This is a genomic window from Streptomyces sp. NPDC028711 (assembly GCF_055565415.1).
Genome location: NZ_JBVHUJ010000002.1, coordinates 524367 through 538023, shown reverse-complemented (window position 1 = coordinate 538023; position 13657 = coordinate 524367). Strand labels below are relative to the sequence as shown.

Genomic DNA, 13657 nt, shown 5'->3' with positions numbered 1-13657 from the left:
GGCGTGGGAATCCCTGGCCGGGCCCCGGTCGTCCACGTAAACTGCCGGCTATGGCATGCCGCATCAGTGAACTGGTCATCGACTGCGCCGACGCCGAACGGCTCGCCGCGTTCTGGAGCGAGGTCCTCGGTTACGTGGAACTCGACCGGGACGACGACGGAAGCATCGAGATCGGACCGCCCGGTGTCGGCTTCGGCGGCCCGCAGCCCACACTCATCCTGAGTCCCAGCAGCGAGCCCAGGACCGGCAAGCTCCGGCTGCACATCGACGTCAACGCCACCGACCGCGATCAGGACGCCGAGCTGGAGCGGCTGCTCGCACTCGGCGCCAAGCCCGCCGACGTCGGCCAGACCGGCGCCGAGAACTGGCACGTCCTGGTCGACCCGGAGGGCAACGAGTTCTGCCTCCTGCAACGACGATTGCCGCCCGTCTGACGACCTGTACGGCTTGAGCGGCGGGACCTCTTCCCCCAGCCGCCCCTCAGCCCGGGGCCAGTACCGGTGTCCCCTGCACATGGCGTGCGCCGCGCGCGTACAGGCGTACCAGGTGGGGGAGTTCGTACTGCGCCGCGTGCGCGGTGACCTCGCCGCCCGGCGACGTCACCATCCCCGCGTCGATGAGCGCCTCCACCACCCGTACGGCGTGCCGCTCGTCGCACCCGAGGGCCTCGGCCGCCTCGCTCAGGCCGAACGGACCGTCCCCCGTGCCCGCGGCGAGCCGTCCCGCGACCCGGCCGCACTCCGCCGACAGCGCCTCCCAGCCGTCGGCGAGCCAGCGCCGTACGGACACGTCCCCCGAGGTCAGTTCGTCCAGTACGCCGGCGGGGTCGGTCAGCCGGTCCGCGAACTCCCGCAGCGGCACATGGCGGAGCACCGCGAGCCGCATCCCGCTGACCCGGACCGCCAGCGGCGACCCGCCGCACGCGCGCACGATGCGCAGCGCGGCCTCCCGGTCGGCCCGCACCCGGCTCTGGCCGACGAGCCCGGCGAGCAGCTGTACGGCCTCCGCGGTGCCGAGCGGTGGGACGGTCACCCGGTGCACGGGAGCGAGACCGCCCAGCTGACCGCGTGCCGTGAGCAGGACCCTGCCCCTTCCGCCGCACGGGAGCAGGGGCCGTACGGCGCGTTCCTCGGGCACGTCGTCGAGGATCACCAGAACGCGGTGGTCCATGAGCCACTCCCGCCATGCCTCGGGGCCCGAAAGACCGGCGCGGCCCGTCCGTTGGGCGACCTCGGCGATCACGGAGTCCAGAGGCCGGGGACGGCCGTCCGCGCCCCGCAGGGAGACGCAGAGCCGCCCGTCGGCGAACCGGTCGCCGAGCAGATGCGCGGCACGCACCGCCAGGGTGGTCTTGCCCGCCCCGGCGGGACCGGACAGCAGCACCACCCGACCGGCGTCCTTGTCCTCCAACACCTTGACCAGATGACGGAGTTCCTCGCCGTGGCCGGTGAAGTCGACGAGGTCAGGGGGGAGGATGGCGGGGGCGGGGCGGGTGGGGCGGTCGGCAGCGGACCGTACCGGTGGGCCGGCGGCCCCGGTCGTCCTGGCCGTCCGGGTCGCTGCGGCCGCTGCGGCCGTCCCAGTCGTCCCGGCCTTCCCGGTCGTCCCGGCCCCCCGGACGGATCCGTCCGCGTCCGTCGCTCCGGCCGTCCCGGTCGCTCCCGTCCGGTCGTCACCCGCGAGGATCGCCCGGTACCTGGCCGTCATGGCACCGCTCGGTTCCAGTCCCAGTTCGCGAGCGAGAAGCTGCCGGTAGTCGTCGTAGACCGCGAGTGCCTCGGCCTGCCGGCCCGAGCCGTTCAGCGCGCACATCCAGGCGCAGCGGAGCCGCTCCCGCAGCGGGTGCCGCTCGACCAGATCGCGCAGCCCCTCCGCCACCGCCGGCGCGCCGCCGAGGCCCAGCTCCACCTCCGCCCAGCTCTCGTACGCCGCCAGTCGGCGCAGTTCCAGGCGCTCGGCCTCCTCGGCGAGCCGGGGCGACCGCCGCAGGTCGTTCCCCAACGGCGGGCCCTGCCACAGGTCGAGCGCCTCGCGCAGCAGCCGGGCGGCGGAGCCGGGAGCCTGCCCCTCGGCGGCCCGCACCAGGGAGCGGAACCGCAGGAGGTCCAACTCGTCCTCCGCCACGCGCAGTACGTACCCGCCGCCCGTGTGGCTGAGCCGGGGCCGCTCGCTCCCGCCCTCGGCGAGCAGCGCGCGCAGGGAGCTCACGTACACCTGGAGGTTCTTGCGGCCGGTCCGGGGAGGCTCGTCCGGCCAGACGGCGTCGGTCAAGGCGTCGACGGAGACGGGGCTGTTGGCGGAGCCGAGGAGCGTCGCCAGTACGACGCGCTGCTTCAAGGGGCCGAGGGTCAGGGCCTGGTCGTTCCGGTGGACCGCGAGCGGGCCGAGGACGGAGAACCGGAGTGTGCCGGGTAACGCTGCGGGTCGCGCGGACGGACTCGGCATCGAGCGAACCTCCGTAGGGGGACGGGAGTTGGTCGGTCCGCTCGATGATCCGCCGCCCCGGCCCGTCGCGCATCGGTAGCGGACCCGCAGAGTCGCGCGGCCGCGGACGACGTCATGGGGACCGGACCCCCATACGGCCGGGAGCGTCCCCCATTCCGGGGTCCCATCCCGAGGGTCCTACCCCGAGGTCCCCCCCACGGCGCTCCTACCGGTGGAGCGGTACCGCTTCGGACCGCCCTCCCCTCCCCCTCAGCCCCGCGGCCGTACCGGTGGAGCAGTAGCGGTCATCCCCTGCTCCTCCGCCCGTTCCGCCGACAGTGCGCACAGCGCCGAGCGGTCCGCGCAGCCCGTCTTGGTCATCAGGCTCGCCATGTGCTTCTCCACCGTCCGGGGCGAGATGCACAGGCGCTGCGCGATCTGCTGGTTGCCGGGCCGCTCACCGAGCAGGGCGAACACCTCGTACTCGCGCGGCGTGACGCCCGCCGTGCGCAGCTCCGCGGGGATCCGCTCCCGGCCGCCCCGGCGCTGCGGGACGCTCATCCCCGCCTGCCGCAGGACCGCACGGCACGCCCCTGCCACCGGTGGTACGCCCGCCTCGTGGAAGTACTCCTCCGCGGTCCGCAGCCATGCGACCGGCTCGCCCCAGGAATCGGCGAGCGCCGCCTCTGCGGTCAGCCGCAGGGCGAGGTGCCAGGCCTGCGGGAACACCGCCGCCGCGCGGCCTGCCTCCTCCACGGCGCGCCGCGCGCCCTCCGGGTCGCCGTTCCTGCCGCGCAGCACCGCGTCCGCCATGCCGAGGAACATCCGGTTCCAGGCCAGCTGCCCGCCGGGCGAGGCGAGCGCCTGCTCGTACGCCTCCCGGCCGCCGTCACCGTCGTCCCCGGCCCCGTCCAGGATCCGCAGCAGGGGGCGGAGCCCGTACCGGCCGCTGAGGTAGAAGAAACTGGGGTGCTCCCGTTCCCAGGCCGCCACCGCGTCGAGTTCGGCCCGCGCACGTTCCCGGTCCTCCGCCATCAGCGCGCCGAAGGCCTGGCACAGTCCGCGCTGCGGGGGGACGAGCATCGACTCCTCGCCGCCCGCGCGGCGGAACCGGGCCAGGGCCCGTTCCTGGTCACGGCTCCGCCCCTGGTGGGCGGCGAGCATGGCGTCGACGAGGAGCAGATAGCGGTGGGCCGAGAGGTTCTGGAGGCGGGCGCTGGCTTCCACGGACCTCTCGACGATCTCCCGGGCCCGCTCCCACCTCCCGGCGAGCACGCTCTGCATGGCGAGCAGCCCGTCGACGGTCTGGAGCAGGGCCAGCGACCCGAGTTCGTGAGCCGCCGCGCGGGCGGTCTCCAGCTGGGTCGCCTCGCCTGTGCGCATGAACGCGTTGGTGCCGAGTCGTACGAGGGCCTCCGCCCGGCACACCGCGAGCCGGTGCTTCTCGGCGACCTCGAGCATCCGCACCAGACAGGCGTCGGCCTCGTCGAAGCCGCGCTCGCGGGAGAGCAGGGCGAGGAGCTGCCACGCCCGGCAGGCCACCTCGGGCCGGTCGCCTTGTTCCGCGGTGAGTGCGGCGCGCCTGGCGGAACGTTCCGCCTCGCGGAGCCGCTCACGGCGGTCGTCACCGCTCCGGCCGTCCCGGCCACCTCCTCCATCCCCGCCGTCGCGTCTCTCCCGTCTGTCCTGTCTGTCCCGTCCGTCCCGTCCGTCCCGGTGCGGCAGCAGCGCGAGATGGCCCTCGACCACCACGAGCGCCGCCTCCTGCTCCGGGCTCGGCGCGCCGCCGAAGAGGGCGCGGGCCGCCCGGATGCGGCGGTGCGCCTCCTCCTGCTGCTCCGCCATGGTCGCGACCCACGCGACCTGGGTGTGCGCCTGGGCGCGTTCCTCCGCCGTGCGTGACCCGGCCGGCGCCGGAGGGAGATCGTCGAGCAGGGCGGAGGCCGTGTCGAGGCGCCCCGACTCGGCCTCGGCCACCGCAAGCCGTACCGTGATCGCGTCGCGTTCCTCGTCGGCCGCGAGCCCCCGGGCGCGTGCGAGCAGCACGGCGGCCGAGCCCGACGCACCGGCGTCCAGCATCTGCCGTCCGACCTGGGCGAACTGCCGGGAGGCCGTCACCTTGTCACCCGCGGCGAGCCACAGGGTCGCCACCAACTGGCGTTCCTCGCCGGAGAGTACGCCGGCGGTCTCCTCGATGGCAGAGGCCGCGCGCCGGGCCAGCGCGGCCTGCTCTGCGGGGGGCAGCGAGGCCCTGAGCGCGTCCGCCGTGAGGACGTGCCGGAAGGTGTAGTCGTCGTGGGCCGCCCCGTCCGGGGCAATGATCCCCGCCTCGGACGCCGACCGGAGGTGCGCGAACAGGGCGCGATCGTCAAGACCCGTCACGGCCCTGAGCGCCCCGACGGAGAACCGGCCGCCCAGCGTCGCCGCGATGAGCAGCAGGTCCCGCACCGGTTCGTCGAGCCGGTCGAGCCGGCGCGCCCAGCTGCGGACCGCGCCCGTCGGCACCGTCGCCTCGCCCTGGTCGGCGAGCTGCCACCAGCCGTCGGTCCTGCTCAGCCGTCCGGTGTCGAGGAGGTCGGCGAGGAGTACTTCCACCAGGTACGGGTTCCCGCCCGCCCGCTGCGCGAGGTGCCGGTGCGCGGTCGCGGGCACCTCGCCCGGCCCGGCGTCCAGACACGCGTCCACCATGTCCCGTACGGCGGCGGTGCCGAGCGGTCCCAGCTCCCTCAGCGAGGCGGTGTGACGGAGCTCCGCGGCGAGCGCGAGGTCGAGCGCGGGGCCGGGGTCGGGCCGGAGCGTGCCCACGAGGAGGACCGGCAGGTCCGCCACGTTGTCGACGACGTACTCGACGACCGCGATGGTCTCGGTGTCGGAGTCGTGCAGGTCCTCGAGGAGGATCACGCACCCGCGCTCGCGGCCGAGCACCGCGAGCAGCCTGAGCAGCGCCTCGGCCATCTCGACCAGCGAGATCGCGTACCCGGGCGTCCCGGCGCCGGCCCGCCACTCCGGCACGAGACCGGCCAACGCGGGCCGGTAGGGGACGAGTTCGGGATCGTCCGGGGCACCGGCCGCCCTGAAACGCGAGGACAGCGCCTCGATCAGCGGCCGGAAGGGCACGACGAGCCCGGTGGACGTGGCACGGCCACGCAGCACCGGCATGTCCCGGTCGTACGCGCGGAGCGCGCACTCACCGGCAAGCCGGGACTTGCCGATCCCCGCCTCGCCGACGAGGAACACCGCCCGGCCGGCGCCCCTTCCGACGCCCTCAAGGGCATCGTCAAGCAGCCCGATCTCGGCTTCCCGCCCCACGATGACCGACGACGTCGCTCGCATGGGCGCAGGTTACTTGGTCCTTTTCGCTCACGGCAGGGGGCCGGGGATCACCCCGGCCCCCGCTCGCCGCGTCAAGACGACTTCCACGCCACTTCGCCGGGTGACGAAGGGGCCTTGGGACGACGAACCTGGGGCAGCGTTTGCCAGGACGGCGTTCCTAGGACAGCGGAACGGTGCCGGTGGTGTAGGGCATGTCGAGGGAGGCGGCGGCGTCGAGGCCGGACGTGCCGAGCAGCCTGCTGCGCAGTCCGAGGGCTCCGCTCGCCCCGAACGTCACCTCGCCCACCGGGTGTTCCTGGGCCACGGTCTCCGCGCCGCCGTCGACGTACGTCACCGAGTCACTGATCTGCATGGGTCCTCACTCGTCCTTGATGTCCGCAGGAGTGGTGGTCGTGCCGAGTGGTGCGGTGGTGCGTTGTGGTGCGATGTGACAGATGTGCGGTGGGACAGGTGGTGCGGTCTGACGGGTCGTGCGGTCGCGGTGTGCTTGGTGGGGTCGTACCGCCGGCGGTCGCGGCGCTAGAGGTCCGGCCGTCCCGGGCCGGCCGTCCGCAGGAGGAGCAGGGACGGTACGCGCTCCGGGAACCCCGCCCGCAGCAGACCATGGCCGATTCCCGCGAGCCCGGTCAGCAGGCCGGGGTGCGGAACCCCGTCCGGAGCGCCGCTCCGCGCACCGGTCTCCTCGACGGACCCGAGGAGCGCTCCGGCCCGGCGGATCCAGTGCGGGCGTGCCTCCGGGGCCTCGTCGTGGCCCAGGAGTTCGCAGACCCCGGCCTCCCCGTGGCACAGGCTGTCGTCGGGTGCCGGCCGGTCACGGCCCAGCTCCTCGACGGCCCCGCGTGACCAGGCCGAGAGGTACGGGTCGTCCAGGGCACCCGGCGCGTCCAGCACGGCGAGCGCGACACCGGCGCGCCCCCGGCACCAGGCCGAGGCCCGGGCGCCGCTCCCGGACCCCTGGTACTCCGACCGGACGGGGACTCCCCCGTGACCTCCGTCCGGTCGCAGGTCGCGACTCGACCGGTCCCCGCTCGAACCGCCACCGCTGCCCCGGCCCCCACCTTCGTCCGGATCCCCGCCGACGGCAGCCCGCAGCGCGGCCAGACCCGCGACCCTGTACGGGCGACCGGCACCGGCCCCGACCCCGACGTCGACCCTGAAGCCGACCGCAGCCCCAGCCCCGACGGCCGCCTCGGCCTCCACCGCCTCCGCCGCCTCCGCGAACCGCAGCAGCGCCCAGCCGATCCCCGCGGCCCCCCTCGTGAATCCCCGCCCGGCCGCCGTCGGATCGGCGGTGAGGAGTCGGTCCGCGCAGGCCCGTGCGGCCGGCCAGGTCTCCCGCGCCTCTTCCGTGGAGGCGCGACCGGGAGCGGCGGCACCGGAACCGGAGTCTGCCGCGCCGGCACCCGGCCCGTGGGCCGCGAGGAGGGCCGCAAGTCCGCCGGCGACGCCCGTCCCCACCCCGTACTCCCGCTCGGCCGGCGCCGCCTCCGCCACAAGCCGCAGCATCGCGGACGCCCAGGAGCCGACCTCCGGGTCGTCGAGGAGCCGTGCGGTCCCGGCGAGTGCGTACGCGATGCCGCCGAGTCCGGAGAAGGCGCCGGAGCCCACCGCGGCGAGGTCCTCGGGTCGGGAGGTCAGCGCGTCGAGCAGGCGGGGCACGGGCGCCAGGGCGGTTCGGGCCGCCTCCGCGTAGTGCGCGGCTCCGGTGAGCGCCGCCAGCTGGGCGAGGTAGAGGGCAGGGCCCGTGTAGCCGCCGGCGAGGTCGGCCGGCATCGGGCCGATCCGCCAGTAGCGGTCGTCCAGGAGCTCAAGGCCGATCCAGTTGCTGCGGGGGCCTTCGCGGTACGCGAGGGAGACCAGCTGGTCCCCGACCGAGCGGGCGGCGGAGAGCAGCCGCTCCGGCTCCGGGGCGCGGTCCGCCGTCCGGGTGCGGCGGCCCTCGGCGGGCCGGTGCGCGGGGGTGCGGGACGTCGTCGCCATCGCGGCGCGCACGATCCATTCCTGGTCCTGACGGTCGACCGTGTCGAGGGCGGCGAGTTTCGCCGTGACGCGGGTGAGTCCGGGCAGGTCCGTGCGGCCGGCCGGCGGGCGCTCCGGCGCGCCCCACAGGCGGTCGTCGCCCGGCCGGGCGGTGAACAGGGGCACGTCGCCGGACCAGAGCTGGGCGATCTCCTCGGCGACGAGTCCGGGGGTGAGCACCGTGCCGAACGCGTCGGTCCGCAGGCTCTCCAGGACCCGTTGCCGTGCGTCGGCGTCCTTCAGGAGGTCGGGGTGGGTCGACTCGTCGAGGAGGGTGCCGTACATCCAGGTGGGGCGCACCACCACCCGTACCTCGTCCTCCGCGAACGCCGTCAGCAGGCGTGTCCCTTCGAGGAGTTGGCTCCTGGCGGTGCTGATCGCCGTGTACGCGGTGCGGAACCCGTCGCAGAGCGCCTCGCCATGGGCGCCCGGCTCGACGGGCTCGCCGTCCGCGAGGCGCGGCCGGTTGGCGGACTCGCCGAACGTTCCCGCCCTGCGGACCAGGCGCATCCGGTCCGTGCCGGCGTCCGCCCAGTCCGCCCGGGCCACGGGCGACACCGCCTCGTGTCCGCCACCGACGGCGGAGACGTCGAGGGCGCTGTGGTCGCCGACGAGGAGCTGGGGCAGCAGCCCGACCCGGTACACGGAGTCGTGGAGGGCGCGGGCGGCGGGGTCCTCGGTGGCGGCGGCGCCGGGCAGCGGCGGGTGGAACAGGGTCTCCACGTCGACGAGTACGGGGTGGTCGCCGGCGGCGATGAGGTTCTCGTGGTGCAGGTCGGTTCCGTCGAGCAGGTGCAGCAGTCCGAGGAGGGCGCCCTGGCGGCGGTAGAACGTGTCGATCTCCGTGACGGTGGCGCAGGGGCGGGCGGCGACGAACTCCACCCACCCGTAGGCGCCCCGGTCGAGCAGGCGCAGGGTGCGCAGGTCCGTGGTGCCGGGCAGCGCGTTGAACCAGGTGACGAGTGCGTTGAAGTGGCGGTGCGCGGCGAGCGGACGGGGCTTGTACACCAGGCGGGTTCCGTCGGCGAAGCGCAGCAGCATGACGCTGCGGCCGCCCCGGTGCCCGTCTCCGGCGCCGGTCTCGACGCCCACGAGCGGTCCCGGTTCCCGGCCGGAGTCGCCGAGGAGACCGGGGGTCAGTCGGGCGTGGTCGTCCGCGAGGCGCTCAAGGGCCTCGGCGACGGCGTCCGCCGTGTCGAGTGCCGTCCGTCCCAGGATCCGGGCGAGCACCGGCCGCCCGGCGAGCAGGGCCGCGAGGCCGCGCCGGGACGCCGTACGCCCCAGGAAGTCGCGGAACCGGGCGCGGGAGTCGTCTCCTTCGAGGCGCTCGGCGGTCCGGGCCTCGTGCAGTTCGAGGACGAGGGTCCGCGCCGCCGCCCTCGCGAGCCTGCAGCTGAGCTGCCGCTCCAGGTCGCTCCGTACGGCGGTCATGTCCACGAGCCTCCGGGCCCGCCCCGACACGCCCCGCGCCAGCCGCTCCCCCGCGCGCTCGGTGAAGGGCCGCAGTACCCACTCGAAACCGCTGAGACCCGGATACTCGCCCTCGGGCGCCAGGGCCTCCGCGGGTGCGGCGCCGGACGCCTCCTCGGCGAACGCGGCCCAGTCCGGCCGGCCTCCGTCAACGTCCCCGTTTTCGCCGGAGACCTGCCCGGCCTCCCACCAGCGGGCGACCGCCGACAGCGAAGCATCGGCCCGCCCCTGTCCCGTCTCCGCCGCCATCGTTCCTCCCCCCGCCATCGGCCCGCCGTTCGGCGCACCCCTGATCCTGGTACGGGAGGTCCTCCGGCGGCATGGGGAATGGCCCCCCATGTTTTCGCCCTTGCGGTGGCGGCTGGGGTCAGGACGCCTTGCGGGCCTCGACGAGGAACCGTGTGGTGTGGGCGACGAACGGGCCCTGGTTCTGGATCCGTTCGTGCAGCTCCCGCAGCCTGTCGCGGTACCGGTCCACGGTGAAGCCCGGGACCATCCAGATCACCTTCCGCAGGAAGTAGATCACCGCGCCGACGTCGAAGAACTCGGTGCGCAGGGACTCGGAGCGCAGGTCGACGACCTCGAGGCCGGCCGCCTCGGCCGCCCGGCGGGCGTCGTCGGGGTGCCGCATGCGGCGCACCTCCTCCGGCTGGGGGCCGAGGAAGTACTCGACCAGCTCGAAGACGCTTGCCGGGCCGACCTGTTGGGAGAAGTAGGTGCCTCCCGGCCGGAGCACCCGTGCGATGTCCTCCCACCAGACGGTCACCGGGTGCCGGCTGACGACGAGGTCGAAGGCGCCGTCGGCGAACGGCAGCGGCGACCGTTCCTCGTCCGCGACGACCACGACCACGACCCCCAGGGGATGCAGCAGACGGGTGGCCTTGGCGACGTTCGGCGGCCAGGACTCCGTGGCCGCCGCGAGGGCCGGCAGCTTCGGCACCCCTGCCAGCACCTCCCCGCCGCCGGTCTGGATGTCCAGCGCGGCCGAGGCCCGTGCCATCCGTTCGCCCATCATGCGCTGGTAGCCCCACCACGGGCGCTGCTCGTCGGCGCGTCCCCACAGCCAGGAGAAGTCCCAGCCCTCCACCGAGACCGACTCCGCCTCGGCGACCAGATCCTCGAACGTCCGTGACATCCCTTGATTGTCTCAGCCCGGGCCCGGATCGGCACGCACCGCGACGCAGGCCCCGGGAGAACCAGAGAGCGGGAAGCGACCGGAGAAGGTGGAAAAGAGGGCCAAGTGGCACGAATGAGAACATGACGGCGGGGCAGGCGGACCGTGGGCGGGACAGGACGTCCGCCCGTACCGACACGGAGAAGGGAAGGACGACAGGGAGCACCTCGTCGTCCTCCATCGACCGGAGGAGTTGTTGTTGGCGTGACTGAGCACGCGTGGAGCTACGGTTCGACCTCGGGCCACCTGGCCGGGACGGTGCTGACGGGCTACAAGGTCGAGGCGACCGACGGCAGTATCGGCAAGGTCGACAAGCACTCCGACGAGGTCGGGGACGCCTATCTGGTGGTCGACACGGGGGTGTGGATCTTCGGCAAGGAGGTCCTCCTCCCCGCCGGTCTCGTCTCCCGCATCGACCCGCAGGAGCAGAAGATCTACGTCGACTGCTCCAAGGACCAGGTGAAGAACTCCCCCGAGTTCCACCGGGAGACGCACCTCGGCGACAGCGCGTACCGCGAGCAGCTGGGCACGTACTACCACCGGCCCGGCGGCTTCATCTGAGACCTCCGGAATCCCCGACGGAGGTCGAGGGGGGGGGGGGGGGGGGCGCGCGGGGGGGGGGGGGGGCCCCCCCCCCCCCCCCCGCTTCCCGCCCGACCCGGCCCCTCCCCACTCCACCCCCAGCCGTTACGACACCAGGCCCTCGCCCTCCAGCTCGGCCAGCCGCACCGTGCACAGGCCCCCGCGCTCGGCCTTCACCTCCGTCACCTTCAACTGCGTGCCGGGGGCGAGGATGTACTCCTCCTCACCGGTGAACGCCGAGAACCGCCGGATTCCCACGGCCCGCGCCGGCGTCACCTCGAACAGGGTCCGCCGGCCGCGGTTGCCGAGGAACGCCCGGGCCACACCCAGCTCGGAGGTGCACGACGAGACGCCCCACCACGTCACCGTCCGGCCCAGCGGGTACTGCGATCGCAGATCGAGCGCCACGCCCCGCCACAGGGGCTCCGTCCGCGTCGGCAGCGCCTCCACCGCCGAGAACAGCAGCCGCAGGTACGGCAGATAGGGGGCCAGCCGCTCCCGGTCCGAGGAGCGAAGGACGGCGTTGATCTCCCGGTAGAACGCCGACTCGCACGTGTAGAGGTACAGCGCCGAGATCGCGTCGGCGGAGAGCCCGTCGGCACCCGCCCCGGCGGCGTCGTCCGCCGCCGTGGCCTTGGCCTCCCCGAACCGGCTCGACCGCTCGATGTGCCGGTCCAGGTTGACGAGCACTCTCGACACCGGTTCGACGGCCTTGCGGAAGTCCATCAGCGGCGTGTCGAACACCCCGGTGATCGGGGGCAGGACGAGTCCCTCGTCCTTGACGCTGGTGAGCCGCTCCAGATAGAGCTGGTGCAGCTCCATCGTCGAGGCGATGAACGCCCCCATCCGCTCGGCGACGCCACCGTCCTCCGCGCCGCCGGGGCCCGCCGCCTTCCGGTCCCAGCCCTTCCGGGGCAGCCAGTCGACGGGCTCGGCGCCCACGGCCGCCAGGGCGTCGTTCACCTGGGCGAAGTGGTCCCCCTCGCAGAAGATGTCCCCCTGCGCCGCCGGGTTCGGGTGGTCCAGGTGCCGGACCTCGACCCCCGGGTACTTCTTCTCCAGACGCTGGACGACGCGCTTCAGGCTCCGGGCGTGCGCGCCCCACCAGGCGAAGACCACCCCCCGGTCCTCCTCCCCGGCGTCCTGCTTCGCCCGGAGGATCTCCTCGACGATCTGCTCGGCCACCGGCCGCCAGAACGACGTGTGCCGGTCGGTCGGCATCGCGCCGTCCGTGCTGGCCGTGAGGGAGGCGTTCAGCAGGAGGACGCCCTGGGTGAGCATCGCCTGGAACCACTCCGGCGGCTGGACCGTGTCCTCCTTCTTCAGGAGGCTGCGGATGTCGGCGATCGGCGTCTTCTTGACGATGCCGTACTTCCACATCGCGGCGGCCTTGATGATGCAGCGGATGCTGACCACCCGGCCGAACTGGCTGTCCTTCCAGTCGTTGAAGGTGTTGTCGAACATCGCGATGCCGGTCGCGCTCTCCGCCCGCGGATACGGGTTCTGTCCGAAGACGACCACCTTCCACTTCTGCGGCGGATGCGGCTTCAGCGCCTGGAACGTCAGCTCGCGTACCGGCACGACCTCCGGACTGCGCTTCGGGCCGATGAAGTCGGCGGCTCCCGGCTGCGCCTCGATCACCGGACCGAGCAGCGGCAGCCACGGCTCGCCGCCACCGGTGAACAGTTCGGCGAGACCCAGCGGGTCCGCTGCCGGGGAACCCCCGTCGCCCGGGGTGGGAACGTCGGCCTCGCTCATGAGATCAGAACTCCCGGTGTCGAAAGGAAGGCCGCTGCGGCACGGTGATCCGGACCCGCCGCGCGGACCCCGCTCCCTCGATGTCGTCGAGCTGGCCCAGGACCGCGGCCCTCAACTCGTCGTAGTCCGTGAAGCCGTGGTCGTGGAACAGGGTGTACCCCGTCCACATCAGGTTGGCGCACACCCGCGCGGGCACCCGGCCCGTCTGCGCGCCCATCCCCACGAGCGCCACCGACCGGATGCTGCCGGGCTCGGCCCGGTTCTGCAGGTGCACCGCCTGGAAGGCGGCCGCGCACGCCAGCGCCACGTTCATCGTGTCGCTGACGTTCTGCGAGGACTGCCGCATGGTGGGGGTCGAGATCAGATACCGCGGGACGGCCGCCCCGGACGGGACGCACACCGCGCTGCCCACCGGCAGGGTCCCGCCGAACCGGTCACGGATCGCCCGCTGCACCCGCACCTGGATGCCGGCACCGAGATGCCGCTTGACGATGCCGTCGACACCGCCGTCCATCCGGCCCCGCGCATTGGTCGGGGACACCCACGCGTCCACATCGACGTCGAGGAGGGAGCCGCGCCGGATCTCCACCCCGGGCGTGTCCGCGAACGCGGACCGCCAGGCCGCCACCACCTCCTCGTTGACATCGACGAGCACCACCCTCAACGCACGTGCGACACCCATGCATTCGCCCTTCTCGCAGCGTCTCTCGAACAACTCCCAAGCTATCGGCCGGCACTGACAACGCCCTCGCCCCGGACAGAAGGCCGCCTGGTCAGAGGCGGGCGCCGCGACACGGCGCCCTCGATTCGGAGACGTGACTCCCCCGCCGTCCCTGGCAGTTGATGATCAAGTCCAGTAACCTTCGATCGCGCCGGGATGCGTTGGGCGATCACCCG

At 73.8% G+C, this 13657-nt stretch carries 9 protein-coding genes; 2 read left to right on the top strand and 7 right to left on the bottom strand.

The window, feature by feature from the left end:
* The first annotated feature begins 50 nt into the window (after window positions 1–50).
* Window positions 51–434 (top strand): VOC family protein, encoded by a 384-nt coding sequence (locus tag ACZ4VK_RS08255; protein ID WP_468349771.1) that lies wholly within the window; start codon window positions 51–53, stop codon window positions 432–434.
* Window positions 435–480: 46 nt separating this feature from the next.
* On the opposite strand, the gene ACZ4VK_RS08250 is transcribed toward ACZ4VK_RS08255, so the two are convergent.
* From ACZ4VK_RS08250 to ACZ4VK_RS08230, 5 genes are all read right to left on the bottom strand, one after another.
* On the bottom strand, window positions 481–2445 hold the full coding sequence (locus tag ACZ4VK_RS08250) for an AfsR/SARP family transcriptional regulator (protein WP_468349769.1): 1965 nt from the start codon (window positions 2443–2445) through the stop codon (window positions 481–483).
* A 249-nt stretch (window positions 2446–2694) separates the two neighbouring features.
* A complete protein-coding gene (locus tag ACZ4VK_RS08245; protein WP_468349767.1) occupies window positions 2695–5757 on the bottom strand; it encodes a helix-turn-helix transcriptional regulator in 3063 nt (1020 codons plus the stop codon).
* A gap of 157 nt (window positions 5758–5914) precedes the next feature.
* Window positions 5915–6109, bottom strand: a complete 195-nt coding sequence (locus tag ACZ4VK_RS08240) for a hypothetical protein (protein WP_468349765.1) — start codon at window positions 6107–6109, stop codon at window positions 5915–5917.
* Window positions 6110–6276: 167 nt separating this feature from the next.
* Window positions 6277–9495 carry a type 2 lanthipeptide synthetase LanM family protein gene (locus ACZ4VK_RS08235; protein ID WP_468349764.1) on the bottom strand — a complete coding sequence of 1073 codons (3219 nt, stop codon included), beginning with the start codon at window positions 9493–9495 and terminating at the stop codon, window positions 6277–6279.
* Between the two features lie 118 nt (window positions 9496–9613).
* Entirely contained in the window at window positions 9614–10381 is a 768-nt protein-coding gene (locus tag ACZ4VK_RS08230) for a class I SAM-dependent methyltransferase (RefSeq protein WP_468349762.1), read from the bottom strand.
* Between the two features lie 243 nt (window positions 10382–10624).
* Here ACZ4VK_RS08230 and ACZ4VK_RS08225 point away from each other — a divergent pair, with 243 nt between their 5' ends.
* Window positions 10625–10981: a PRC-barrel domain-containing protein gene (locus tag ACZ4VK_RS08225; protein ID WP_468349760.1), complete on the top strand. Its 357-nt coding sequence runs from the start codon at window positions 10625–10627 to the stop codon at window positions 10979–10981.
* Window positions 10982–11107: 126 nt separating this feature from the next.
* On the opposite strand, the gene ACZ4VK_RS08220 is transcribed toward ACZ4VK_RS08225, so the two are convergent.
* Window positions 11108–12760, bottom strand: coding sequence for an ADP-ribosyltransferase domain-containing protein (locus tag ACZ4VK_RS08220; RefSeq protein ID WP_468349758.1), 1653 nt, complete (start codon window positions 12758–12760; stop codon window positions 11108–11110).
* 4 nt (window positions 12761–12764) lie between these two features.
* Window positions 12765–13442 carry a macro domain-containing protein gene (locus tag ACZ4VK_RS08215; protein WP_468349756.1) on the bottom strand — a complete coding sequence of 226 codons (678 nt, stop codon included), beginning with the start codon at window positions 13440–13442 and terminating at the stop codon, window positions 12765–12767.
* Window positions 13443–13657 lie beyond the last annotated feature (215 nt).

Bases quoted from the DNA above. Each gene is read 5' to 3' on its own strand.
- ACZ4VK_RS08255 (WP_468349771.1), top strand. From the start codon at position 51: ATGGCATGCCGCATCAGTGAACTGGTCATCGACTGCGCCGACGCCGAA.
- ACZ4VK_RS08250 (WP_468349769.1), bottom strand. From the start codon at position 2,445: ATGCCGAGTCCGTCCGCGCGACCCGCAGCGTTACCCGGCACACTCCGG.
- ACZ4VK_RS08245 (WP_468349767.1), bottom strand. From the start codon at position 5,757: ATGCGAGCGACGTCGTCGGTCATCGTGGGGCGGGAAGCCGAGATCGGG.
- ACZ4VK_RS08240 (WP_468349765.1), bottom strand. From the start codon at position 6,109: ATGCAGATCAGTGACTCGGTGACGTACGTCGACGGCGGCGCGGAGACC.
- ACZ4VK_RS08235 (WP_468349764.1), bottom strand. From the start codon at position 9,495: ATGGCGGCGGAGACGGGACAGGGGCGGGCCGATGCTTCGCTGTCGGCG.
- ACZ4VK_RS08230 (WP_468349762.1), bottom strand. From the start codon at position 10,381: ATGTCACGGACGTTCGAGGATCTGGTCGCCGAGGCGGAGTCGGTCTCG.
- ACZ4VK_RS08220 (WP_468349758.1), bottom strand. From the start codon at position 12,760: ATGAGCGAGGCCGACGTTCCCACCCCGGGCGACGGGGGTTCCCCGGCA.
- ACZ4VK_RS08215 (WP_468349756.1), bottom strand. From the start codon at position 13,442: ATGGGTGTCGCACGTGCGTTGAGGGTGGTGCTCGTCGATGTCAACGAG.